Below are 25440 nucleotides of genomic sequence, written 5' to 3'. Positions count from 1 at the left end.
TTTCTTTGATAGAATATTCTTTAGTAAACTCCAGCATATGTTATCCTCCTATCTTAATTTCTTTGTCGTTATTAATGATAGGTTAACATAATGTTCTGGGGTTTTTCTATTTGTAAATTTTAACTAGCACAACGGGTTAATTATATTTTTATAGATATTAAGGATAAAGAAGTATTTAGTTTCAAAGAAGTTCATCTGTACCTTATTCTTCAATTTCTATCCATACACATGTTCCTTTGTTAATTTCGCTTTCAATACCATATTTAAAGTTATGTGCATCTAATATATTTTTAACAATTGACATTCCTAATCCTGTACCACTATTATCTCGTTTTCTGGACTTATCAGCTTTATAAAACCTATCCCAAATATAAGGAAGATCTTCTTCGGAAATCCCCTTACCATTATCAGAAATCTCTACTCGTACTATATTTTCTATGTTTGTTATATTTATAGAGATCGAACTATTATTGAATGAGTGATTAATAGCATTGTTTACTAGATTATAGAATACTTGATACATTTTATTTTCGTCAGCATAAATATTAGTATGATAATTATTGATTTCAACCTTAATCTTAATATTTTTTTGGAGTGCAAAATAATTAAGCTTTTCAACGACTTGGTTTATGAGTTCTACAATAGAAAAATCACTGTACTCTAGCTTATAAATTCCTGCTTCCATTTTAGATAGATACAAAATATCTTCAACAATATCATTTAATCTATTACTTTCATCAATTATAATATCTAAATATTCATGTTTGTTTTTTTCATTTAGTTCAATATCCTTAATAAGTTCTCCGTAAGCTTTAATTAAACTTATTGGTGTTTTAAGCTCATGTGAAATATTTGCAATAAATTCTTTTCTAAGGGTTTCAGTTTGTCCAAGCTGTATGGCCATATTGTTTATAGTGTTACCTAAAATGCCAATTTCATCTTTAGACTTGATATCAACATTAGCTGAAAAATCACCTTCAGCCATTTTCTTTGATGCATTTGTGATCTTAAGTATTGGATTCGAAAAATATCTAGCAAATACTAGTGCTAATAGTGAAGCAATTACTAATGATATCAGCGTTATAATAGATAATTGTTTTTTCAAGATTGCTGTCGTTTCTTCTATTGGAGCCAAAGGAGAAGTCAACATCACATTACCGACTAATTTTTTATCCATGATAATAGGTACTTTGACTAATATAAAAGCGGAATCGAAATGAGGGAATCTTCTTGGTAGAAGATAAATCTCTTTTTCAAAAGCTTTATTTCTATTTAAATTAAATTGAGGTTTCTTGTTATTCCCGAATTTTTCGCCTGGAGCATCAGGATAAATAATATTATCTTTATTATCAGTAACTAGTACTCTAATATCAAGTGAAGGCAAAAAAGATTCAAGCTCTTCTTTAACACTATTTGTTATAACATAATTGTTTTTTATTAATATAGATGATATTTGGTTACCTTTATCTGACAAATAGCTTTTTCTTTCTTCTATATAAAACTTTCTTAAGAAAACTATTTGAAACATCCAAAGAAGTAAAATGATTATAATAACCAAAGACGTGATACCAAGCCATAGCTTACCTAAAATAGTTCTCATTTTATTCTCCTACCTTAAATTTATATCCTGTTCCCCAAATTGTATGTATGCACCGTTTATGTTTTCCGAGTTTTTCTCTCAATTGTTTAATATGAGTATCAACTGTTCTTACATCTCCAGTATAGCTATACCCCCATACCTTACTAAGAAGCTGCTCTCTTGAGAACACAATATTTTGATTTAAAGCAAGAAAATATAATAGTTCATATTCTTTTGGAGTTAAATTGACTTCTTTATCATCAACAAAGACCTGTCTAGACATAGGCACTAAAATTATATGATCTAGCTTAAGCTCGTGATTTATTTTTTTGTTGCCAAGACTTCTTTTTAAAACTGCTTTAATCCTAGCTATCATTTCCTTAGGACTAAATGGCTTAGTTATATAATCATCAACACCTAGTTCAAATCCGAACAATTTATCATATTCTTCTCCTCTAGCTGTAAACATGATGATTGGAACTGAAGAACTTTCTCTGATTCTTTTACATACACTCCATCCATCGACATTTGGCATCATCACATCTAATAAAACAAGTGAAAATTGAGACGAAAAGAATTTTTCTAAAGCATCCTCGCCATCAACTGCTTCTTCAACACAATATCCTTCTTTATTAAGATATATTTTGACTAGTTTTCTCATCTTGGCCTCATCATCAACAACAAGAATTTTTATGTCATTCAAACCAATCACTCCTTACAAATACGTTTCTAGATTTATAATAACATAAATTATTTACATAAAAACTAGGTATAAGAAAAACTCATTTCTAGACCATAGATTCCTCACAAATTCATCACAAAATCTTCCTATACTTAACTTATGACATGAAGTAAAAACGAAAAGGAGAAATATCATGAGTAAAAAATCAAAATATGTATTAGTTATAATACTATGTGTAGTCATAATCTCAGGTACATATATATTAGGTTTTTCAGCCAAAAATGACAATAGTTCTAAGAAAACAACTAATTTTTTATCAGCGCAGGTTAAAAAAGGTAATATTAAAGTAACTGCAAGTGGCTCAGCTAATGTTCAAGCAAGTATAAAAAAAGAAATAAAATCCTTAGATAACGGAATTGTAGACAGTATTTTCGTCAACGAAGGTGAGTTTGTTGACGAAGGAGAGCTTATACTGACCTTTGAAGATAGTTCATCAAATACAGAGATAGAACGTATTAAACTTGATTTAGTTCAAGCAGAAGACAAGTTAGAGGATTTAGAAAGCAGCACAGAAAGCCTTAAAATATATGCTAGTCAGTCTGGGTTTTTAAGTGATATCTCTGCTAAGGTTGGTAATGAATTATCAAATGGCTATTTATTAGCAACTATTACAAATAAATCAAAAATTGAAGTTTCTGGATTTTTTAACAAGAAAAATTTAGAGAATATAAATGTTGGAGATAAAGCAAATATCATTCTTCCAGAGTATCTTACAGAGGTCAGCGGAATTGTTAATAAGGTTAATAAAGCTCCTATTCCTAAAGAGGGTGGAGGAATATTGTATGAGGTTGTTGTATCACTAGAAAATCCAGGAGGATTTTCTAGTGATACAAGAGGAACAGTAGTAGTCAACACTAGTGAAGGTAGTTTCACTAGTGTTGAGGAAGCATATTTTGAAACACCAGACCCAGAAGAAATAAAGCTAAAGACAGGAGGAGAGTTGTCAAAGCTGTATGCATCATCTGGTGACTACGTGGAAGCAGGAGCACTAATAGCAGAAGTTGAGAATTCAAGTATTCAGAAAGATATTGAATATCAAAAAATAGAAATAGAAAATAAAAAAATTGAACTTACTGAAAAAATTAAGGATTTGGATGATACTGCTGTATATGCGCCAATAAGTGGAATAGTCACACAAATGAATGTTACTAAAGGAGAACGAGTGGCAAATAATGCAACTTTAATGGTTATATCAGATTTAAATAATCTTGAAGTGATTATTCCAGTTGATGAACTAGATATAAACAAGATTGATTTGAATAAAGAAGCTAAAGTTACAGCTCAAGCAGTGCCTGATGTTAGTTACGATGCAAAAGTATCTAAAGTAGCTTTAGAAGGAGTTGTAAATAATGGAGTTGCAACCTTTGATGTAACCCTTTCTTTAAAAGAAATAAGCGGCTTAAAGCCTGGAATGACTGTTAATGGAGAAATTATTATTGATTCAAAAGAAAATGCAATGCTGTTGCCAGTCGAAGCAATTCAATATAGACAAGGAAAGAAGTTTGTACTTGTTAAAAATAGTGAAGGCAACGATGAACCAAAAGCTACATCTGTTGAGATTGGATTAGTATCAGAAGACTATGTTGAAATTGTGGATGGGTTAAAAGAAGGAGATACAGTACTATATCAAAGTACTGCAACAAACAGTCAAAGTCAGCAAAGACAAGGAATGGGTATGATGGAAATAAGAACTCGTCCAAGTGGAGGCTTTCCATCCAATAATAGAACTGGAGGAAGTCGTCCATCAGGAGGTGGTAATTAATAATGCTAGAGTTGAAGGAAATAACCAAGACTTATAATACAGGGAAAATAGAAGTTCAGGCAATAAAGGGGATATCATTAAAGGCTGAAGACGGAGAGTTTATAGCAGTTATTGGACCAAGTGGTTCGGGAAAATCAACATTTATGAATATCATTGGATGCTTAGACGTACCTACTACTGGTGAATACTATATTGAAGACACTGAAGTAAGCAATTATAATGAAAATCAGCTAGCTGAAATACGAAATAAAAAAATAGGTTTTATATTTCAAAAGTTTAACCTTTTACCTAAGCTAAATGCATTTGAAAATGTGGAGCTACCATTGATATATAGAGGATTAGACTCTAAAAATAGGAAAGAAAGAGCTTTGAATGCACTGGAAAGTGTTGGACTAAATAATAGATTAACACATATTCCTTCAGAACTATCTGGCGGACAACAGCAAAGAGTTGCTATTGCAAGAGCATTAGCTGGCGACCCTCCTATAGTATTGGCTGACGAACCTACTGGAAATCTAGATAGTAAATCAGGTATAGAGGTTCTTAAAATTTTGCAAGACTTAAATGCTAACGGAAGAACTATAATACTGATTACTCATGATATGGATGTAGCCAAGAATGCTAATAGGATAATATCAATAAAAGATGGGTTGATTTCTGATGAAAGGATGAAATAAATGAATTTTATCATGACTATAAAGCTAGCTCTAAAAAGTATCATATCCAATAAGATGCGAACACTGCTAACGATGCTTGGAATAATTATAGGAGTTTCCGCAGTAATTGTACTGGTGTCAGTTGCTCAAGGGACTACAGAACAGGTAACAGATAGTATTGAAAGCATGGGTACAAATTTAATAAGTGTTACAATAAGTGGACGAGGACTTAAAACAACTATATCGTACGACGAAGCTATTGAACTTGAAAAAAAGTCAGGAATAACTAGTGTATCTCCTGTTAATAGTGGGCAGGCTACAGTAAAATATAGTACAAAAACTATGGACGTGATTTTAGAAGGTGTCGATGGAAATTATCAAAATGTGAGAAATCATAATGCTGAGGAAGGAAGATTTATAACTCCTATCGATGTAGAGTATAGACAAAAGATTGTGTTACTTGGCTCAGAAGTAGCAAGTGAGCTATTTAGCAAAGCAAATCCTATTGGGGAAACAATACAGGTAAATGGAACGAATTTTAAAGTGATAGGAGTATTAGAGGAAAAAGGAAGTTCGATAGGTGGAAGTAGTGACGACAAAATACTTATACCTATATCAACAGCACAAAGGTTCTTAAAATCCCCAGGAGTTCGAAGCATTTACATTCAAGCCGACTCATCTGATGTAGTAAATAATGTGCAGAGTGAAGTAGAAGCATATTTATCAAAGAAATTTGATGATGACGAAGATGCATATAGAGTTTTAAACCAAACTGAGATGTTGTCTACTATTAGTGAGGTTACTGCAAGTATGACATTAATGCTAGGTGGTATAGCAGCTATTTCGCTAATTGTTGGAGGCATAGGCATTATGAATATCATGATTGTTTCAGTTACTGAGAGAACAAGAGAGATTGGGATAAGAAAGTCTATCGGAGCAAAAAGAAAGGATATATTAGTTCAGTTTCTGCTTGAATCCTCGGTACTTAGTGGAGTTGGAGGACTAATTGGTGTTCTTGTTGGCATAGGAAGTAGCGAGCTCCTGACTAAATTCGCAGGGGTAAATACTAAGGTTGATCCAGTAATTCTCATAATCTCATTTTCATTTTCAATTGTTGTAGGAATGTTTTTTGGTATATATCCAGCAAATAAAGCTTCAAGGCTTAAACCAGTGGATGCTTTGAGATTTGAATAAGGTTGTTTCCTAGAACCATGCAGTGTTAATTACTTTTACCGCATGGTTCTATTTTTGTAATAAGCATAAAAAGTCTGATGATTAAGAAAACTTTACAGAATACATATTGCTAGAAAATGTAATTTAAAATATAATTAAGATAATAAATTTAAAAAAGTATTTTATGTAGAGGGGGATGGTGAATGATTAATTATAAGTGCTGTACAGAAGTAGACATGGATGCTATCTTTAAAGCATTTCAGATTGGATTTTCAGATTATATAATAAAAAAAGAAATAACTAAGGATTTTTTTGAAAAGCATTTTTTTGGACCGGAAGGAAATAGATTAGAGCATTCTTTTATTGCTTTTGACGGAGAAAAACCTGTTGGAGTTATTTTAGGTGGAATGAAGAGATATGAAGGGATCAAAACACTGAGATGTGGAGCATTATGTGTTAATCCTGACTATAGAGGAACAGAAGTAAGTAAAAATCTATTTGGGATGCATAAACAGGATGCAATAGAAAACCAATGTAAACAATTGATTTTAGAAGTAATAGTAGGTAATGATAGAGCAATTCGATTTTATGAAAAAATGGGATATGAAAAGATTTATGACTTATCTTATTACTCTCATGATGAACCTATTGCTCTTAAAGGCAGTTTGTTGAATTCAATAGATTTTATTCAAGAAGATATTAGTATTTTAAAAGAACTACGTTCTCAAATACAGGATATACATATAAACTGGCAGAATGATTTTGATTATATTGAAAAGCTTGAAGACCAAGTACATTATGGAGTGTACAGAGAAGGAAGCTTGATGGGCGCATTAACTATTCATACGAAAGGTAAAATAAGCTTTTTATGGGTACATCCAGAACTCCGAAATAATGGTATTGCAAAGTGTATAATAGCTCATGCAGTAAAAGAGCTGGGAATTGAAAGAGTAACTATTTCAATTTCTAGCAATGCAAATCTTAAAGGCTTTCTAAAGCATCTTCAATTTACAAAGGATACAATTTCTCAATATGAAATGTACTTAACATTATAACAATAGATATTTAAAGTGCACTGGACAGCTAAAATATTTGATTTTACTCTAGATACTTTAGCTTAATCACCACCTAGCTCATAATAATATCTAGTTTTATGTATTTATTTTATTATTTTATGAAAACTAATCTTAGAATTATATATAAAAAGGTATTTGCTTTATAAGTAGAAGTATCTCTACTAGTGGTCAAACAAGGAGGACACAGATGGATATAAACAATGTTAACAAGGATAAGAGAAGCTTTAAAGAGAAAATTATTAAATTATTCAAACGAGACTTCAAAAACTGGGAATCTAAATCTAGAGGTTATATTGAGGACAAAGAAAGTGCAAGAAGACTTTTACTAAACGCAAGAAAGAAAGCTAATAGCAAGCCGTCTAGGCTTAAAGATATATGGGAAAATGTTCAGCTATTATTTTCTTTTATAAAAGACTGGCTAGATGGTGCTTATAAGGAAGTTAGTACACAAACAATTGTTATTATGATAGTTGGAATATTGTATTTTGTTGTACCAACTGATATAATACCTGATTTTATTATTGCTTTAGGATTAGCTGATGATGCTGTGGTACTTGGTTTCATTATAAAACAGGTAGAGGATGAACTTCAAAAATATAAAGAATGGAAAAACAATTTTATCCATGAAATTGATTCAGATGAATAAAAATGGCTTCGTGCATATGCATGAAGCCATTTTTATTCATCGCATTTTATAGCTCTTAATTATACATTCCATTGTTTTTCATGTAATTATATATTTTTTCACCATGCTGCTGTTCTTCTTTTTGAATATGGTTTAATACCTGTCTTATGTTAGCATCACCAAATTCAAATATAGCAGTATCGTATGTTCCAGAAATATATTTTTCTGTTGCAAGAAGATCACTACACAAGTCAGCATCATTTTGGTTTGCTAATCCACTTTGCATGCTAGATTGCATTTGAGTGCTTTGACTTTGCATACTTTGCTGACCTTGTTGTTGGTTAACATTAGGAACTTGACCACCTAAAATTTGGTTAATAGTATTTAGATGCTGTTGTTCTTGTTGTCCAAGGGATGAAAAGAGCTGCTTTAATTGTGGGTCTTGTGCTTGATTCGAATAATTGCTATATTTCTTCACGCATAGTTCCTCATGACTCTTTTGGTCCTGTAATAAATACATTTCTTTTTGGGTTAAATTTACCATAGAAAACACCTCCAGTTATAGGGTTTGCAGTTAATCTAAAGATATTCATATTTTTATTAAAATATCTCATACAAAGTTTAAATAGGCCATTGCATTTTATACACTGTTTTTTGCATTTCATGTATTAGTTTTTGCATTTCCTCGAATAAATATATAAATAGTTATAAATTTAGTAAAATAAAATAAATATAAGCAAAAATATAAATCATAAAATATAGAGGGGATAAATTATGACAAGCGCTCAATATATAAAGTATTTATCTGATAAATTTTCAAACTATTTTGACATTGATGATAATTACCATATTGATGGTCAGCAGATAGATTTATATGCTAAATCCAATATTAGAAATGAAAAATATGTTCTAAGTAAAAAGGCTGTTATATGGTCCTATGAAAATAATGAGCATTGCTTAGTAAAATTATCTGAAGACTCTACTTCTCATACTGAGATTATCAACTTCATTGAACTCCTAAAGACAAGTGTTTCAAAAATAGTTATTCCTAGCGAAGATCATATGTCTAGTGTTATTACGGGAATTTACATAAGTGATACAAGCTTTAATGATAGTGATATTTCTCTAGCAAATAAATTCAAATACTCAAAACTGTTTTCTCTTGGGTTTAAGGGTTGGTGTGATGTAAGACTGGTTCTAGTTGATTTAGCAAAGGACCAGATATATACAAATAAGAAAGGAAGGGAGGTTAAGGATTTTTACTTTTCTATTTTAAATAATAATAATTAAGAGAGGAGAGAGAAAATAATGAATTCTTTGTGGTTAATAGGTGCTGGTATCATTATATTTTTAATTGCATACACCACTTATGGAGCTTGGCTAGCTAAACAATGGGGCGTAGATAATTCTAGGAAAACACCAGCTCACACTAAGGGAGACGGTGTTGACTATGTACCTGCAAAGTCACAGGTATTACTTGGGCATCACTTTGCATCTATCGCAGGGGCAGGACCAATAGTAGGGCCAATACAAGCAGCTATATTTGGATGGGTGCCAGTTATGTTATGGATTGTCATTGGAAGTATTTTCTTTGGAGGAGTACAGGATTTTAGTTCTTTATTTGCATCTATACGTCATGATGGTAAGTCCGTTGGAGAAATCATAGATGCTAATATGGGAAAGACAGGTAAGAAATTATTCTCAATATTTGCATGGTTAACATTATTACTAGTAGTTGCAGCTTTTGTTAATATCACGTCTAACACATTTGTTAGTGTTCCATCAGCTGCTACAGCATCAATTCTGTTCATGATTTTAGCTATAGTATTTGGATTTGGAGTGTATAGAAGAGGACTTTCATTAGGAATAAGTAGTGTTATAGGAGTGGCATTACTATTTGTTTGTATATGGCTTGGAATGTTATTCCCTCTTCAGCTTTCAAAAAATACGTGGAATATTATACTTCTTGTTTATATATTCGTTGCTTCAGTAACTCCTGTTTGGATTTTATTACAGCCTAGAGATTATCTGAACTCATTCTTATTATATGCAATGATCATAGGTGCTGTATTAGGATTAGTAATTACTAGACCTACGATGCAATTACAAGCATTTACCGGGTTTAAAGTAGATAATGTTTCAATGTTTCCATTTTTGTTCGTAACAATTGCATGTGGCGCTATATCAGGATTCCACTCATTGGTTGGTTCAGGTACATCTGCTAAGCAGTTGAATCAAGAGAAGGATGCAAAAATTGTTGGGTATGGTGGAATGTTAATTGAAGGTTTATTAGCGATTATTGCTATCATAACTGCTGGCTATATAGGTGGAGATAAGCTAACTGAGCTTCTTGGTAATGGTGGACCTGTTAATGTATTTTCAACAGGTATAGGTAGTTTTATGTCAAGCTTCGGTATTCCTGCTCATGTAGGAACAAGCTTCACAGCTTTAGCAGTATCTGCTTTTGCATTAACAAGCTTAGACACTGCAACAAGATTAGGTAGATTTATATTCCAAGAATATTTTGAAGATCCTAGTAAAGATAAGCAATCCATCTTTACAAACCGTTACATGTCAACTACAATAACAGTAGTTTTAGGAGGAGCTCTTGCATTTAAAGGATGGTCACAGGTATGGCCATTATTTGGCTCAGCTAACCAATTATTAGCAGCACTAGCTTTAATGGCAGTAGCTGTTTGGCTAGGCAAGATTGGAAAAAATAATAAGATGTTTATTATACCAATGATTTTCATGTTTATAGTAACTCTGTCTGCCCTAGTATTATTGATCAAAACGAATATAGTAGCTGGACAGATGTTATTGGTTCTATTTGCATCTTTATTACTAGTGCTTGCTATTATACTTGCTATACAAGCATTTAAGGTTTTATCAAAAAAGAATATAGCAAATCCAAATATCAAAGCTTAAAAATAAGTGAATGATCATATTGAAAAGCTGCTAACAAAGTTCGTTAGCAGTTTTCGTATTTTGTAATCTATTTGTAATCAAAAAAAATCTGTTTTTCAGGAACTTTTTAAAAAAGCTCCCCGTCAAACTAGTGTAACCTGAAAAAAATGAAAGGAGATTTAAAAAATGAAAAGAGCAGCTAAAGTTATAGGCACATTATCAATTGCACTAGTTATGACATCCACAGTATCACCTGGATTAGCTTCAGCACAAGGAGATACGTTAGTTCCAGTATTAATATCAGCACAAGGAGATGCGTTAACTCCAGACAAAATAGCATATGAATCAAATAAAGAAGAGTTAGATTATATGAGAGTTGAAGGAACTATTAAAGAGGTTCGTTCACATGAAGGAAAGTTATCTATATTAGTGCAGAATGGTGATGAAGAAGGTTCAGGTGAGATGGTTTTTAATATTTCTGATGAGCTTTTAATTATAAATCAGTCTTCAAAAGATAGCTTTGATAAAAAAGAGCTAAAGGAAGGATTAAAGATAGAGGCTTTTTATAGGAAGGATGTTCCTATGATAATGGTTTATCCGCCTCAAATATCGCCTGATTTATTAATAATAAATAGTGAAGATGAAGCAGGATCTATAGAATATTCAAGATTTAATGAGGAGCTAGTAAATGAAGATAACTCTCTAAAGCTTAACATAAGTGATGAGACTTCTATTGTAAGCCAGTATGGAGAGAAACTAACAAAAGAAGAGTTGAGTAATAAAGAACTTGTTGTATTCTATACCATTACTACAAGAAGTATTCCTGCTCAAACAAATCCAGAAAAAATTATTGTACTTGAGCATGAGGAATCGTCTGAAGAAGATAATTCGGATGAAATAGATGACCTTATAAAAGATGATATATATTATAAGGATGAAATTAAGATGATTCCGCTTAGAAAAGTAGCAGAGCATTTAGGATACAAGGTTGAATGGAAAAATGAAACTAGAAGTGCTATTTTAACAAAAAGAAATAGTAGCTTTTCCGTAAGTATAGGCAAGAAAGAATATGGATTTAATAAAAGTTTAAGACAATTTGAAATTGCGCCAGAAATAAAGAATAATAATGCTTATGTACCTGATTCTCTGCTAGAGCTACTTAAATAGAGATGTTAGGCATCTAACATAGAGGAAGTCCGTTGATTAACCTTATTTAAGGTATGACAGCGGACTTCTTTGTATATTTTAAACAAATATTAAGTATAAAATACACAAATGGATAATTATGTTGAATGATGAAGAAAATTGATATATAATTTACCTAATGATTGTTAACGGGCATGACATCTATGAATTGGAGACAGGGGGATGATATTATGAAATGGTTCAATAATTTGAAAATGGTACAGAAGCTTATATTGTCTTTTTTAGTTTTATCAATTTTTATAGTCATTGTTAGTGCTGGTGGATTATACAGCATTAGTAGAATAAATTCAAATGCTATATTAATGCATGATGATTATTTAATGTCTTTGGAAAAGATACATTCTATTAAAGAAAGAGCATTAGAGATTCCTACAAATATACTGTTAATACTTGATGAAGAAAATGAGTGGCAGGTTGAAAAAATAGAAGTAGCAATGAATAAGCTGGTAAGTGAAAACAATGATGACATGAAGGTATTAGAAAGTATACCTATGAAACCAAAAGAATTAGAAATGTATGACCAGTTCAAAAAAGATTTAAATGATTATAGGACTGCACGTATTCTAATATTATCTCTTGTTAAAGATGGGAATTATGATGAGGCTAAAGCTGTTTTCGATTCTGTTACAGACATTAAAGACAAGATGTTTTTATCATTAGATAGTTTATTGAGCTATAACATGAATCAAGCACGGGAAGCAAATAGTATAAATTTGGATATATACAATGAATTTTTTAGAATCATGTTAATTTTTAGTATTGCTTCATTTATTGTCGCAATAGGACTAGGATTATTGATATCTGTCAATATTTCAAAGAGACTAGAAAATATTGTTAAGCTTACAAACGCTTTTGGAAATGGGGACTTAACTCAGAGTCTCGTGATTAGAGAAAAAGACGAAATAGGTAGTGTTGGAATATCATTAAATAAGGCAATTGAAAACACTAAAAACCTGTTAATGGAGATTAATGGTGGTTCATCTGAGATAAGTGCTTCAAGTGAAGAGTTATCGGCTACAATAGAAGAAATTGCTTCTACTATGGAAAATATTAATGAATCTACCGCAGAAATATCAAATGGAGCACAAGAACTTAGTGCTACAACTCAAGAAGTAAGTGCGTCAGCAGAAGAGATTAATGCTACTACAAATGAACTTGAGAATAAAGCAAACAGTGGATACGAGTCAGCTAAAGAAATAGCCAAAAGAGCTCAGTCTATAGTGGAGAAGGGTTCGGAATCAATGAAAACAACAAATGCTATAATTGAACAGAATCATGCTAAGATAGTCAAAGCTATAGAAGCTGGAAAAGTAGTTGATGAAGTTCAAACAATGGCTCAGACAATAGGTGAGATTGCAGCACAAACAAATTTATTAGCCTTAAATGCTGCTATTGAAGCCGCAAGAGCTGGTGAGCATGGAAATGGGTTTGCTGTAGTAGCTGATGAAATACGAAAGCTTGCAGAGCAGTCTGCAACAACAGTTACTAATATTACTAATGTTGTTAATCAAGTTCAAGAAGCCTTTGAAAATCTATCACATAATGCAGAAGAAATACTTAAGTTCATTGATGATACTGTGAAACCAGACTATAAGCTGTTGATGGAAATAGGTGTTCAGTATGAGAATGATGCTCAATTATTAAGCAGTATGTCAGAAGAAGTGGTTCAGTCTACGAATTCAATGACAGAAGCTATAACTCAAGTTACAGAGGCAATACAAGGCGTATCAGTAAATACTGAGGAGTCAGCAGCTAGTTCAGATAGTATTTTAAGAAGTGTTACTGATGTTACTATGGCAGTTGAGGAAGTGGCGAAACTGTCTCAGAATCAAGCTGAACTTGCTGAGAAACTAAACGCGTTGATAAGTAAGTTTAGAATATAATCAAAATATACTTTGTGTTACATTTCAATATCTAAATATTATTACTAAGTACTAGACCCTATTATATTATTATCTTTAATAGTAATAGTCTTAGAATCAAAATCAATAAGGCCATCTCTTTTCATTTTATTAAGTTCGCGAGAAAGAGATGGCCTTTGTATTCCAAATCTTTCAGCCAATTCTTTCTTTGATACTTTCAATACGATTACATTACTTTCTTGAAGAAAGTATTCATAAGTTAAGAAATCAATTATACATTGACGTATACTTTTCATAGCTACAGCCTTGAGTTTATCGGTTAAAATCAATGTTTTGTCTGAAATAGATTGGATAAATGCCACAAGAAAATCTTTGTTTTTCTGACATAACTCAAGAACTAACTCTTTATTTATATGCAGAATCTTACATTTGTTCTTGCATATGATTGTCATAGGATAAGTATTTTTGTTAGCAAATAGTAGATTTCCTCCTATGATATCTCCAGACGAAAAGGTCGAAACTATAAAAACATTTCCATTCTCATCAATTCTGTGTATTGCTATTTCCCCCTGAAGAATAACATCAATTGTAGTACATATTTCATTCTGAAAATATATGACACTATTTTTATTATACTCTGATAATCTGTAATATTTTTCTTTAAATAATATATTAAGCTCATTAGAAGAAAAGCTATTAAAAAGCTCCGTATGGGATAATACATCAAAAATATTTTTAAGATTCATTAAAATCACTCCTAAATAGTAACCAAGGTTACTGTTTGTTATTATCTTAATAATTATAATATAAGAAAAAGGAAAATGAAAGGAGAATAGCTATGCATGAAACAATCTATATGTTTAAAAAGTTAAACGAAAAAATAGTTGAGAGGGTTATTGATGATGAAAATGTTGCATTAAACCACATGATACTTACAAAGGACACGGGTCTTCCTGAGCATTATTCCAACTCAAATGTCTATATGATAATTGTAAGGGGAACTATGACACTAAAGCTAGGAGATCAAGAACCTCAGAGATATATAGAAGGGCAAATAATAAACATTCCATATGATATTAAAATGAATGTAAATAATTTTGATGATGAAATACTTGAGTTTTTTGTTGTAAAATCTCCAAACCCAAGATACTACGGAGGAAAGTAAAATGGATATTTTCACATTAATTCTATGGGTTATAACTGGTATAGCCTTTATCGCTTCTATAGTAAAAGATAAGAAGAAAACTTTTAACTCTATGAAAATGGCAAAAGGTATGATGAAAAACATGATTGGTCAGATTATAGGGATTTTATTATTAATAGGTTTGATATTAACATTCATTCCACCAAATATTATTAAAGAATACCTGGAAAAATCAAATGCATTGTTATCAACTATAATTGCAGCAACAGTTGGAAGCATTACTTTGATTCCAGCTTTTGCTGCATTTCCACTAGTAGGTTCCTTTGTTGACCTTGGAATTAGTATAGTTCCTGCAGTCGCGTTTTTAACAACACTTACTATGGTTGGGGTTGTGACCTTTCCACTTGAAAAGCAGGAGTTCGGTATTAAATTTGCGTTTGTTAGAAACTCTTTGAGTTTTATATTTGCTATATTTATTTCGATTGTTATGGGGGTTATAATATGAGCATAGCAAAATGCATGAGAAGAAATAAACTTTTATTAATAGTCGGAGCTATATATTTGAGCTTAGTAGTGTTTAAAACAGATAAAGCTGTTCAAGCATTTGAAAATAGTTCGTATTATATAATAGAAATGCTTCAGATAATGCCAGTAATATTTATTTTAACTTCATTGATTGAGGCATGGATTCCTAGAGAAGTGATTATGAATAGCTTTGGAGAAAGCTCAGGAAAAAAGGGAGCAATTATATCATTTCTGCTTGGGAGTGTATCAGCAGGCCCTATATATGCAGCATTTCCTGTATGTAAAATGCTGTTAAAAAAGGGGGCGAAGATATCAAACATAGTGATAATACTAAGTACATGGGCTGTTATAAAAGTACCTATGCTTGCTAATGAAGCTAAATTTCTAGGACTTAAGTTTATGGCTGTGAGGTGGATACTTACTACTATTTCAATTTTTATAATGGCATATTTAGTATCTAAAATAGTTCAAAAAGATACCATACCTGTTGAAGATAAAAAAGGAAATAATGATGGCATAAAAAAAATAGGTATAAGCAAACAATATTGTATTGGATGTGGATTATGCGAAAAACTTAGTCCAGAGATGTTTAAGTTAATAGATGGAAAAGCAGCACTTATTAAAGAACATACAAATACTGATGTTAGTGATATTGAAATAATCATTAATAAATGTCCTGCAAAAGCAATAGGCTATGAATAATTTTATTGTTTAAACACATGAGTCAGATTCTCCTGACTCATTTTTTTGTTTGAAAATCATAGCCTCAGGTATAGAATTTTTCTATACTGTGCTATCAGATTATAAACAATATTCTATAATTACATTCTAATTTCTATTTTTTGTACTAGCTAATTAGTAATTATACTGGTATAATCATGATTATAAATACAAAATATTTTGAAACTAAGCAAACTATGATAAATAATTAACAAAATAACATTAATTTTTTGTAATATTAACAGCTTATTCCATAAATTATCATTAGAAAATGTGTAAAAATCTTACTTAGGATAAAGTGAACAAAAAGTTTATGCAAATCAAGTAAATTCAATTAAATTATTTGCATGTAATTCGACAGGAAATTTGGTATAATGTAATCGTGTTTTTAAAGATCATCATATATAACTTTGATTAAGCATTTAGTATGTCATATTTTGTATATTTTGACATTACAATTTGAGATTTTTTTATCAAAATCATTTGAGAGGAGAGAATCATATGTGTTGCTGCAGTGACAAAAAGAGTAATGAGGCTAAAATGTGTAACACTAATATCGACCTTAATAAGCTCGATGCCACTTTAGAAAAATATAGTGGAACTCAAGGAAGTCTCATAAGTATCTTACAGGAGGCTCAAGAAATTTATAATTATTTGCCACAGGAAGTTTTAAACTATATTGCAGAAAAAACAGGAATAAAGCCTGCTAAGGTGCACGGTGTAGCTACATTTTACACTCAATTTAGATTACATCCTATTGGAAAGCATTTAATTATGCTTTGTCAAGGTACTGCATGTCATGTTAATGGCTCAAAAAGTATAGAAGAAGCAATCTGTGATGAGCTTAAAATTAGTGAAGGTGAAACTACCGAGGACAATTTGTTTACTTTAAACAATGTGGCATGTCTTGGATGTTGTAGTTTATCACCAGTTATGATGATAGACGGTGAGACATATGGAAAGCTTACACCAAACAAAGCAAGAGAAATAATAAGGGAAATTAGAAATAATGAGAGCAAGGGGGTCTAGCAGATGAAAATTGTTGTTGGACAAGGTAGCTGCGGTATAGCTGCTGGAGCAAATAAAGTTTATGCAGCTATAGAAAATGAATTAAAAAATAGAGACATTGATGCTGAACTTACTCTTACGGGTTGTATAGGAATGTGTCATCTCGAGCCTATAGTAGATGTTATTGATGATAATGGAAATAAAGAAACATATGTTAAAGTAACCACTGAAATGATTTCAGATATTATCGGAAAACATTTGCATGAAAGTGAAAAAGCATTAGAATATACAATGCCTGAAACTGATAAAGGTATTTTAGAAAAACAAAAAAGAGTTGCATTAAGACACTGTGGAATTATTAATCCAGAATGTATTGATGAATATATATCAGATGGCGGATACAAAGCCATTGAAAACTGTATAAAAGAAATGAGTCCAGAAGAAGTAATAGAAGAAATTAAAATATCAGGTCTTAGAGGTAGAGGTGGGGCTGGTTTTCCAACATGGTTTAAATGGAATGCAGCACGTCAATCTTTAGACACTCCTAAGTATATAGTTTGTAATGCTGATGAAGGTGACCCTGGTGCATTTATGGATCGAAGCGTATTAGAAGGAGACCCTCATAATCTTATAGAAGGAATGATGATTGCTGGATATGCTATAGGAGCTACTTCAGGAATTGTTTATGTGAGAGCAGAATATCCATTAGCTATAATACGTCTGAAAAAAGCCATTGAACAAGCGAGAGCAAAAGGTTTTTTAGGAAAAGATATATTTGGTGAAAACAGATTTGATTTTGATATAAGAATTAAAGCAGGAGCAGGTGCTTTTGTTTGTGGAGAGGAAACTGCACTAATTGCATCATTAGAGGGTGAAAGAGGTATGCCAAGATTAAAACCTCCATTCCCAGCTCAGAAAGGTTATTGGGACAAGCCTACTAATATAAACAATGTTGAGACATTCGCAAATGTTCCTTGGATTTTATTAAATGGTGGAAAAGCCTTTGCAGCAATGGGTACAGAAAAAAGTAAAGGTACAAAGGTGTTTGCACTAACTGGTAAAATAAATAAAGGTGGTCTTGTTGAAGTACCTATGGGTATGTCAATTAAAGATATTATATTTGATATAGGTGGAGGAATAAAAGACGGTAAAGAGTTTAAGGCAGTTCAGATGGGAGGCCCATCTGGTGGTTGTATTCCTGCTGATCTTGTTGATACACCGGTTGATTATGAGTCAATAGCTAAAACAGGTGCTATTATGGGTTCTGGTGGAATGGTTGTTATGGATGAAACAACATGCATGGTTGATATGGCTAGGTTCTTCTTAGATTTCACAAGAAAAGAATCTTGTGGTAAATGTATTCACTGCAGAATAGGAACAAAGAGAATGCTTGAAATATTAACTCGTATCTGTGATGGTGAAGGGCGAGATGGAGATATTGAGTTATTAGAAGAACTAGGAGAAAAAATCAAAGAAGGGTCACTTTGTGGACTCGGGCAAACAGCTCCAAATCCTGTACTAAGCACATTAAGATATTTTAGGGAAGAATATGAGAAGCATATATATGAGAAAAAATGTCCTGCTAAGCAGTGTGTTAACTTAATATCCTATTCAATCAATGAAGAAAAATGTATTGGATGCGGTCTATGTAAGAGAAACTGTCCAGTTAGCGCTATAACGGGAGAAGCTAAACAGGCACACAAAATTGATAGTGAGATATGTATCAAGTGTGGTAAGTGTAATGAAGTCTGTCGTTTCCATGCAGTAGAAATTGAATAGATATAAAAAGGAGGTATACTGATGCCAGAAATCAGACTTAATATAAATGGTAAAGAAGTCATTGGTCGTAAAGGACAGACAATATTAGAAGCTGCAAGAGCTAATGGTATAGAAATACCTACGCTTTGTCATGATGAACGTGTAAAGAACTATGGAGCATGTGGTCTTTGTGTAGTAGAGGTTGAAGGAATACCTAAACTATTGAGAGCATGTGCTACTGATGTAAGTGAAGGAATGGTTATACAAACAAACACTGAGAGAGTAAAAGGTTCTAGAAAAATAGCATTAGAACTTCTTTTGTCAGATCATGTTGGAGACTGTAAAGCGCCTTGTGTACAAGCGTGTCCAGGAAATACCGATTGTCAAGGATATGTAGGGCTTATAGCCAATGGACAATATAAAGAAGCTGTAAAGCTTATTAAAGAGCAATTACCTCTTCCAGCAAGTATAGGTAGAGTATGTCCTCATCCATGTGAAGATGCATGTAGAAGAGGATTAGTGGATGAGCCTATTTCTATTGCGTGGTTAAAAAGCTTTGTAGCAGATATTGATTTAAAAGATGAAAATGCTTTTATGCCAGACATAAAAGTTTCTACAGGCAAGAAAGTTGCAATAATAGGTGGAGGGCCAGGAGGATTGACAGCGGCTTATTATCTAGCTAAAGAAGGTCATCAAGTTGCAATATATGAGGCTATGCCAGAGCTAGGCGGTATGCTTAGATATGGTATTCCACAATATCGTTTACCAAAAGAAGTTTTAAATAAAGAAATAAAGCTTATTGAGAATATGGGAGTTAAAATGCTTACTAACATAAAAGTTGGTACGGATGTTGACTTAGAATATATTAGAGAGCATTTTGATGCTGTATATATTTCAATAGGGGCATGGAAAAGTGCGAAGCTAAACTGTCCTGGTGAGGAATTAGATGGAGTAATAGGTGGAATTGAATTCTTAACTAAGTTTGCTGTTAATGAGCCTATCAGAACAGGAGATAGAATTGCTGTAGTAGGTGGAGGAAATACAGCAATGGATGCTTGTAGAACTGCTATTAGACTTGGAGCCAAAGAGGTTTATGCATTATACCGTAGAACAAAAGTAGAAATGCCAGCAGAAGAAGTTGAAATCAAAGAAGCAGAAGAAGAAGGGGTAATCTTTAAATTTTTGGTAAGTCCTATCGAGATAGTAGGTAAAGATGGAAAGGTATCAAAGATAAGACTTCAAAAAATGAAGCAAGGTGAGCCAGATAAAAGTGGTAGAAGAAAACCTGTGCCTATAGAAGGTGATGAGGAGATAATAGAAGTTGACTCAGTTATAAGTTCTATTGGTCAAGTAGTTGATGTTACAGGACTTGATGATATAGAGCTTACGAATAGAGGAACAATACATGCAGATGAACACAGTTTCTTAACAAACCTTGAAGGAGTATTTGCAGGAGGAGATGCGACTAACAGAGGAGCTGATATAGCTATTGCAGCCGTAGGTGAAGCAAAGAAAGCATCTCAAGTAATATGCAGATATCTTGAAGGAGAAATAATACCTTATAAAAAACCGTACTATGTGGAGCGTCACGACTTGACAGCTGATGATTTTGAAGATATTGAAAGAAAATACAGACCTAAAATGCCGCATCTTTCAACTGAGGTTAGAAAAACTAATTTTGAAGAAATAGTATTAGGATATGATGAAAAATCGGCAAAAGAAGATGCTATGAGATGTCTTGAATGCGGATGTCATGACGTACATGAATGTAAGCTTATAAAATATTCGAATGAGTACGATGTACAGCCTCAAAGACTTAGTGGTGAAGTTCATAACCGTCAGATGAAGGATGAGCATCCATTTATAATGAGAAATCCAGATAAGTGTATTCTTTGTGGATTATGTGTAAGAGTTTGTGACGAGATAATGGGTGTAACAGCGCTAGGACTTGTAGATAGAGGGTTTGATACAATTGTTAAGCCTGCACTTAATTTACCGCTTAATAAGACAGGCTGTATTTCTTGTGGACAATGTGTCAGTGTATGTCCAACAGGTGCTCTTCAAGAGAGATTAGCTGTTGATAAATCAGTACCTGTTGAGACTAATGTCACAACTACTGTATGCTCCCACTGTAGCGTTGGATGTAATATAAATCTTAATACTAGGGGAGAATTGCTAATGAGATCTCTTCCTGTTAAAGATAGCAAGGTTGACCAAGGGCTACTTTGCTCAAAAGGTAGATTTGGTTTTGATATAGCAGAAAAAGATAAGAGATTAACTATGCCACTAATTAAGAAAGACGGAAAATTTGAAGAAGTATCTTGGGAAGAAGCATTCCTATTTACAGCTAAAAAAGCACAAAGTTTGACGCTGTTATATGGAGGAAATTCGATAGCTCTTTCTGTGTCAGACAGATATACGAACGAAGAAATATATTTGGCTGAAAAATTTGGACATGAAGTATTGAAAACTGACAATATAACATGCTTTAATAGTGTTCAACACGGTATTAAGGATGTATTGGGTTATGATGCTTCAGCAAATACATTTGACGAATTATTATCTACTAATACGATAGTGTTAGTTGGTTCTGATATTGTGAAGAATCATACTATAGTTGGATTAAAAATCAAGAAAGCTGTTGAACATGGAGCTAAGTTAATTGTTATAAATCCATTTGATTCTCAAGCTGACGAATGGGCATATAGAAAGATCGGTTCTGAAAACAAGGTTGGCTTCTTGAAAGAAATTACTAAAGCTTTAATTGATAATGGAGCTACTCCAAAGTCAGATAAAGCATTAGGGTTTGAAGAACTAGTAAAAGATTTAGAGACTGTTAAAGTTAGTGAGGCTGCTAAGGAAGTGGCTGAAATATATGGTAAGTCAAAAAAAGCAATGATAGTATTTGAGCAAAACGCTGTAAGCATAGAGACTGCAAAGATGTTAGCTAATATGGCTGTTATTTCTGGACATATTGGAAAACCAAGAAGTGGTATTGTTCAGTTAAAACCAAACAATAATAGTCAAGGTTTGATTGATATGGGCATTTCTGTAGATCCTGTTGAAGTAAAAAGAGGCATTGAAAATCAATCTATTAAAGGCTTGTTAGTATTTGGTGAAGACATTCGAGATGTTGATCTAAGTAAATTGAATTTCTTAATGGTTCAAGATACACACTTGACAGAAACTGCAAAATTAGCTGATGTAGTGATTCCAGCAGTCAGTTTTGCTGAATCAAGAGGAACATTTACAAGTTCAGAAAGAAGGATACAAAAAATAAATCAAGCTATTATACCTATGACAGGATATGAAAACTGGCAGATTATCATCAAATTAGCTAATGCACTTAGCAGAAAGATAGAATACACTAAGCCTTTTGAAATACTGACTGATATTTCTATGGAAAATCACGACTACTTTAAAGTAAACAAGAACTATGGTAGTGGAATATTCTGGCCTGTTAATGGCAGTCCTGTACTATATAATGATGGATTTAACTTCCCAGATAAAAAAGCAAGATTACAGGTGGTAGCAGATGGTGAGCTTTTCAGAACGAGTATAAATACAAACAGATTAACAAATAGGTTTATAGAACTTTTAAGAAAAGAAGAAATTATATAATATGAAAATTATATAATGAATAGTTCAAAAAACAGCACCCTTACTTCTGGTGCTGTTTTTTTGAACTATTTGTAATGTTTCTAAGATTTAGTTGAATTCTTATTTAAAATATTCTAAAATTGTGAAGTACTTTGTTTTAAAAATATGTCGAAATAAAATGAGCATTTTTAAACAATTTAACAAAAAGATAAAATTTCTTTATGAGGAGATGAGTATTATCGAACAACAAAAGACACGTAAGATAAGAACAAAGCTTACAGTAAATTTTTTAATAGTAAGCTTTATTGCTACAGCCCTATTATTTGGATTAATGTATAGTGAAAGCTATGAAATGCTTGTAGACAATGTTGGTGGCAGCGCACTTCAGGTTTCAAAGATAGCCGCTGAAAATATTGATTTGACTGAATTTGTTAAAATTGAGACGATTGCTGATACTAAAACCCAGAGTTATTCTAATATGAGAAATGACTTAAACTACATAAGAAAAATAGCAGGTGCAAAATATGTATATGTACTAAATAAAAACCAAAATGGAGATTTAGCATATATATTTGATACTTCAGATAAAAAAGAAGATGTTTCTGAGTTTGGCAGGATAGATAACGATAGAAGCTATGAAAAAGCATGGAATGAAGGAGCATTTCATGAAGACAAAATATGGATTAGTGAAGAATATGGTGCAGTTCTAAGTGCATATTATCCTATAAAGGATAACAGTGGACAAGTCATAGGAATAGTTGGTATTGATTATGATGCACAAGAAGCCCTTGATGCTTTTGAAAAGCTAAAAATGACTTTTCTAATTGTGGAAATGATTATACTGCTTATATGTTTAGCAGTAGGGTTCTTATTATCAAGAAGAATATCAAAACCTATACAAGAAATAGCTGATAAAGCAAAGCTTGTTGCCAACTTTGAATTAAACATAGAGGACGACAAGAATTACAGAAATGATGAAATAGGAATATTATCATCTAGCTTCAACGAAATGATTAATAATACCAGACATTTGATAGAAAAAATTAAAAATACTACTGATAAAGTCGAAGCATCTTCTAGTAAAATAACATCTTCTACTGACTCAATTACTATTTCTAGTGAAGAGATAGCAAGGACAATCCAGGAGATTGCCAGCGGTGCATATAATCAAGCTGAAGATATCAGCAAGAGCTTAGAGGTGACAAATAATTTATCAATTAAGTTAAACAATATGCTTGATAATTTAGAGCTTACTGTGAAGGACGCCTTAAGTATGAAAGAAAAAAATGATACAGGAATGAAGGCCATAATTGATTTAGATGACAGCTTCAAAGTTGATATGAAAAATAGATTAAGCTTAATCGATAAGATAAATGACCTTAATCAGAAATCAAAAGCAATAGATGGTATTGTAGCTACTATTGACTCAATAGCTTCTCAGACAAATCTATTAGCTTTAAATGCTGCCATTGAAGCTGCTAGAGCTGGTGAGCATGGAAGAGGCTTCGCTGTAGTTGCCGATGAAGTAAGAAATCTGGCAGAGGAATCTTCATCAGCAACAAAAGAAATCCAGAAAACCTTACAGCAAATAACTGATATAATCAATAATGTAAGCAGTTCAATAGAGGAATCTAAAAAAATTGCTGAAAAATCAGATTTGAATCTAGAACAGACAAAGGAAAGCTTTGATTCAATAAAGATTTCAGCAGATAAAGTAATAGAAAGTATTCAAGTTTTAAATGATGATATAACATATGTTGAAAATTCTAAAGATGAAGTTTTAAGAGCGTTAGAGAATATATACTCAGTAGCTGAAGAGTCAGCAGCATCTACAGAAGAAATTAGCTCTTCTTCAGAAGAACAATCAGCATCTATTCAAGAAATTGCATCTTCAATAGTTAGTTTAAACGATTTAATTGAAAGATTACATGAAGCAATTAATGTATTTAAAGTATAATTTTTAACAAACTTTTTTTTACATATAACAGAATGACGCTATTAAAATAGCGTCATTCTGTTAACTTTATGAACAATATAATTTAAAAATTAACAATATGACCAAAACAATTCAACAATATTGACAAAAGTTTGTCATGGAAATATATTATAGGTAAGCGTTATCATTATTTAATTAGACTTAGGAGGGGTTATTAATGAAAAGAAATAGTATTTTAGCATTAGGACTATCACTAGTTGTAGCTACAGGCTTATTAGCAGGATGTGGTACAAAAGAAGAACCTGCTAACAATGAAACTACTCAACAAGAAAATCAACAAACAACAGATACAAATCAATCTGAAAGCAAATATCAAGATGGTACTTACTTTGCTCAGCAAAACTTTGATGAAAAAACTGGTTGGAAATACATGGTTACTATCGAAGTAAAAGATGGAAAAATAGTTGCAGCTGACTGGAACGGTGCGAATAAAGATGCTGGAAAAGATAAGAAAACTTTATCTAAAGATGGAGAGTATGTAATGGTAGAAGGTGGAACTCCATGGCATGAGCAAGCTAAGAAAATGGAAGATTACTTAATTGAAAAACAAGATCCAAAGGCTATTGCTTATACAGACGATGATGGACATGTTGATGTAGTATCTGGAGTATCAATTAAGTGTAAAGATTTCTTTGAGTTAGCAGATCAAGCTTTAGCAAGTGCTCCAATAGAAAAAGGACCTTACAAAGATGGTGCTTATCATGCTGAACAAAAAGAATTCAGTGAAAATTCAGGCTGGAAGAGCACAGTTGACATTACAGTAATAAATGGTAATATAGTAGCAGCTAGCTGGAATGCAGCTCATAAAGATGGTGGAGATGATAAAAACACTCAATCAGCAAACGGACAATATGTGATGAAAGAAGGCGGTACTCCATGGCATGAACAAGCTGATACAATGGAAGCTTTCTTACTAGAAAAGCAAGATCCAAAAGCCATAACTTATACAGATGATGATGGACACGTTGATGTAGTTTCTGGAGTATCAATTAAGGTTGCTGAATTCTTTGAATTAGCAGAAGAAGCCTTAAGCCAAGCAAAATAGATATAAAATAACATAAAATTATATAAAGAAACAGCATGGATAAAATCCATGCTGTT

21 protein-coding genes are annotated in these 25440 nt (G+C 32.2%); 17 read left to right on the top strand and 4 right to left on the bottom strand.

The window, feature by feature from the left end:
- Positions 1 to 202: 202 nt before the first annotated feature.
- Positions 203 to 1600 carry a sensor histidine kinase gene (locus tag HNR33_RS09340; RefSeq protein ID WP_429082686.1) on the bottom strand — a complete coding sequence of 466 codons (1398 nt, stop codon included), beginning with the start codon at positions 1598 to 1600 and terminating at the stop codon, positions 203 to 205.
- A gap of 1 nt (position 1601) precedes the next feature.
- A complete protein-coding gene (locus tag HNR33_RS09335; protein WP_429082683.1) occupies positions 1602 to 2291 on the bottom strand; it encodes a response regulator transcription factor in 690 nt (229 codons plus the stop codon).
- A gap of 163 nt (positions 2292 to 2454) precedes the next feature.
- Between HNR33_RS09335 and HNR33_RS09330 the strand changes: the two genes are divergently transcribed.
- From HNR33_RS09330 to HNR33_RS09310, 5 genes are all read left to right on the top strand, one after another.
- Positions 2455 to 4083: an efflux RND transporter periplasmic adaptor subunit gene (locus HNR33_RS09330; RefSeq protein ID WP_429082681.1), complete on the top strand. Its 1629-nt coding sequence runs from the start codon at positions 2455 to 2457 to the stop codon at positions 4081 to 4083.
- A gap of 2 nt (positions 4084 to 4085) precedes the next feature.
- Positions 4086 to 4760 (top strand): ABC transporter ATP-binding protein, encoded by a 675-nt coding sequence (locus HNR33_RS09325; protein ID WP_429082678.1) that lies wholly within the window; start codon positions 4086 to 4088, stop codon positions 4758 to 4760.
- A complete protein-coding gene (locus tag HNR33_RS09320) occupies positions 4761 to 5933 on the top strand; it encodes an ABC transporter permease (RefSeq protein ID WP_429082675.1) in 1173 nt (390 codons plus the stop codon).
- A 182-nt stretch (positions 5934 to 6115) separates the two neighbouring features.
- The gene (locus tag HNR33_RS09315; protein ID WP_429082672.1) at positions 6116 to 6967 is read left to right on the top strand and encodes a GNAT family N-acetyltransferase; all 852 of its coding nucleotides are present in this window, start codon (positions 6116 to 6118) and stop codon (positions 6965 to 6967) included.
- A 208-nt stretch (positions 6968 to 7175) separates the two neighbouring features.
- Complete coding sequence (locus HNR33_RS09310) at positions 7176 to 7634, top strand: YkvA family protein (protein ID WP_429082669.1); 459 nt, start codon at positions 7176 to 7178, stop codon at positions 7632 to 7634.
- Positions 7635 to 7689: 55 nt separating this feature from the next.
- Here the strand turns inward: HNR33_RS09310 and HNR33_RS09305 are convergent, their stop codons facing one another.
- Positions 7690 to 8157, bottom strand: coding sequence for a DUF892 family protein (locus HNR33_RS09305; RefSeq protein ID WP_429082666.1), 468 nt, complete (start codon positions 8155 to 8157; stop codon positions 7690 to 7692).
- A 230-nt stretch (positions 8158 to 8387) separates the two neighbouring features.
- Between HNR33_RS09305 and HNR33_RS09300 the strand changes: the two genes are divergently transcribed.
- The 4 genes from HNR33_RS09300 to HNR33_RS09285 all read left to right on the top strand — a co-directional run bounded on the left by HNR33_RS09300 (position 8388) and on the right by HNR33_RS09285 (position 13609).
- Positions 8388 to 8903, top strand: coding sequence for a DUF8052 family protein (locus tag HNR33_RS09300; RefSeq protein WP_429082665.1), 516 nt, complete (start codon positions 8388 to 8390; stop codon positions 8901 to 8903).
- Positions 8904 to 8921: 18 nt separating this feature from the next.
- Complete coding sequence (locus HNR33_RS09295; protein WP_429082662.1) at positions 8922 to 10541, top strand: carbon starvation CstA family protein; 1620 nt, start codon at positions 8922 to 8924, stop codon at positions 10539 to 10541.
- 165 nt (positions 10542 to 10706) lie between these two features.
- Positions 10707 to 11687 carry a copper amine oxidase N-terminal domain-containing protein gene (locus tag HNR33_RS09290; protein ID WP_429082660.1) on the top strand — a complete coding sequence of 327 codons (981 nt, stop codon included), beginning with the start codon at positions 10707 to 10709 and terminating at the stop codon, positions 11685 to 11687.
- Between the two features lie 209 nt (positions 11688 to 11896).
- Entirely contained in the window at positions 11897 to 13609 is a 1713-nt protein-coding gene (locus tag HNR33_RS09285) for a methyl-accepting chemotaxis protein (protein WP_429082657.1), read from the top strand.
- 44 nt (positions 13610 to 13653) lie between these two features.
- Here the strand turns inward: HNR33_RS09285 and HNR33_RS09280 are convergent, their stop codons facing one another.
- On the bottom strand, positions 13654 to 14334 hold the full coding sequence (locus HNR33_RS09280) for a Crp/Fnr family transcriptional regulator (RefSeq protein ID WP_429082654.1): 681 nt from the start codon (positions 14332 to 14334) through the stop codon (positions 13654 to 13656).
- Between the two features lie 92 nt (positions 14335 to 14426).
- Here HNR33_RS09280 and HNR33_RS09275 point away from each other — a divergent pair, with 92 nt between their 5' ends.
- From HNR33_RS09275 to HNR33_RS09240, 8 genes are all read left to right on the top strand, one after another.
- The gene (locus tag HNR33_RS09275; RefSeq protein ID WP_429082651.1) at positions 14427 to 14753 is read left to right on the top strand and encodes a cupin domain-containing protein; all 327 of its coding nucleotides are present in this window, start codon (positions 14427 to 14429) and stop codon (positions 14751 to 14753) included.
- 1 nt (position 14754) lies between these two features.
- On the top strand, positions 14755 to 15237 hold the full coding sequence (locus HNR33_RS09270) for a permease (RefSeq protein WP_429082649.1): 483 nt from the start codon (positions 14755 to 14757) through the stop codon (positions 15235 to 15237).
- Positions 15234 to 15959, top strand: coding sequence for a permease (locus tag HNR33_RS09265; protein WP_429082647.1), 726 nt, complete (start codon positions 15234 to 15236; stop codon positions 15957 to 15959). The genes HNR33_RS09270 and HNR33_RS09265 overlap by 4 nt, the downstream gene beginning before the upstream one ends.
- 519 nt (positions 15960 to 16478) lie before the next feature.
- Entirely contained in the window at positions 16479 to 17006 is a 528-nt protein-coding gene (gene nuoE / locus HNR33_RS09260) for an NADH-quinone oxidoreductase subunit NuoE (protein WP_429082645.1), read from the top strand.
- Positions 17007 to 17009: 3 nt separating this feature from the next.
- Positions 17010 to 18764: an NADH-ubiquinone oxidoreductase-F iron-sulfur binding region domain-containing protein gene (locus tag HNR33_RS09255; protein WP_429082643.1), complete on the top strand. Its 1755-nt coding sequence runs from the start codon at positions 17010 to 17012 to the stop codon at positions 18762 to 18764.
- Positions 18765 to 18785: 21 nt separating this feature from the next.
- A complete protein-coding gene (locus HNR33_RS09250) occupies positions 18786 to 22364 on the top strand; it encodes an FAD-dependent oxidoreductase (RefSeq protein ID WP_429082641.1) in 3579 nt (1192 codons plus the stop codon).
- A gap of 157 nt (positions 22365 to 22521) precedes the next feature.
- A complete protein-coding gene (locus HNR33_RS09245) occupies positions 22522 to 24300 on the top strand; it encodes a methyl-accepting chemotaxis protein (protein ID WP_429082638.1) in 1779 nt (592 codons plus the stop codon).
- 196 nt (positions 24301 to 24496) lie between these two features.
- On the top strand, positions 24497 to 25384 hold the full coding sequence (locus tag HNR33_RS09240; protein WP_429082636.1) for a hypothetical protein: 888 nt from the start codon (positions 24497 to 24499) through the stop codon (positions 25382 to 25384).
- Positions 25385 to 25440 lie beyond the last annotated feature (56 nt).

It is taken from the genome of Brassicibacter mesophilus (genome assembly GCF_050433385.1).
In the GTDB taxonomy this organism is placed as follows: Bacteria; Bacillota; Clostridia; order Tissierellales; family Proteiniboraceae; genus Brassicibacter; species Brassicibacter mesophilus.
This window is presented reverse-complemented; position numbering and strand designations above follow the sequence as displayed.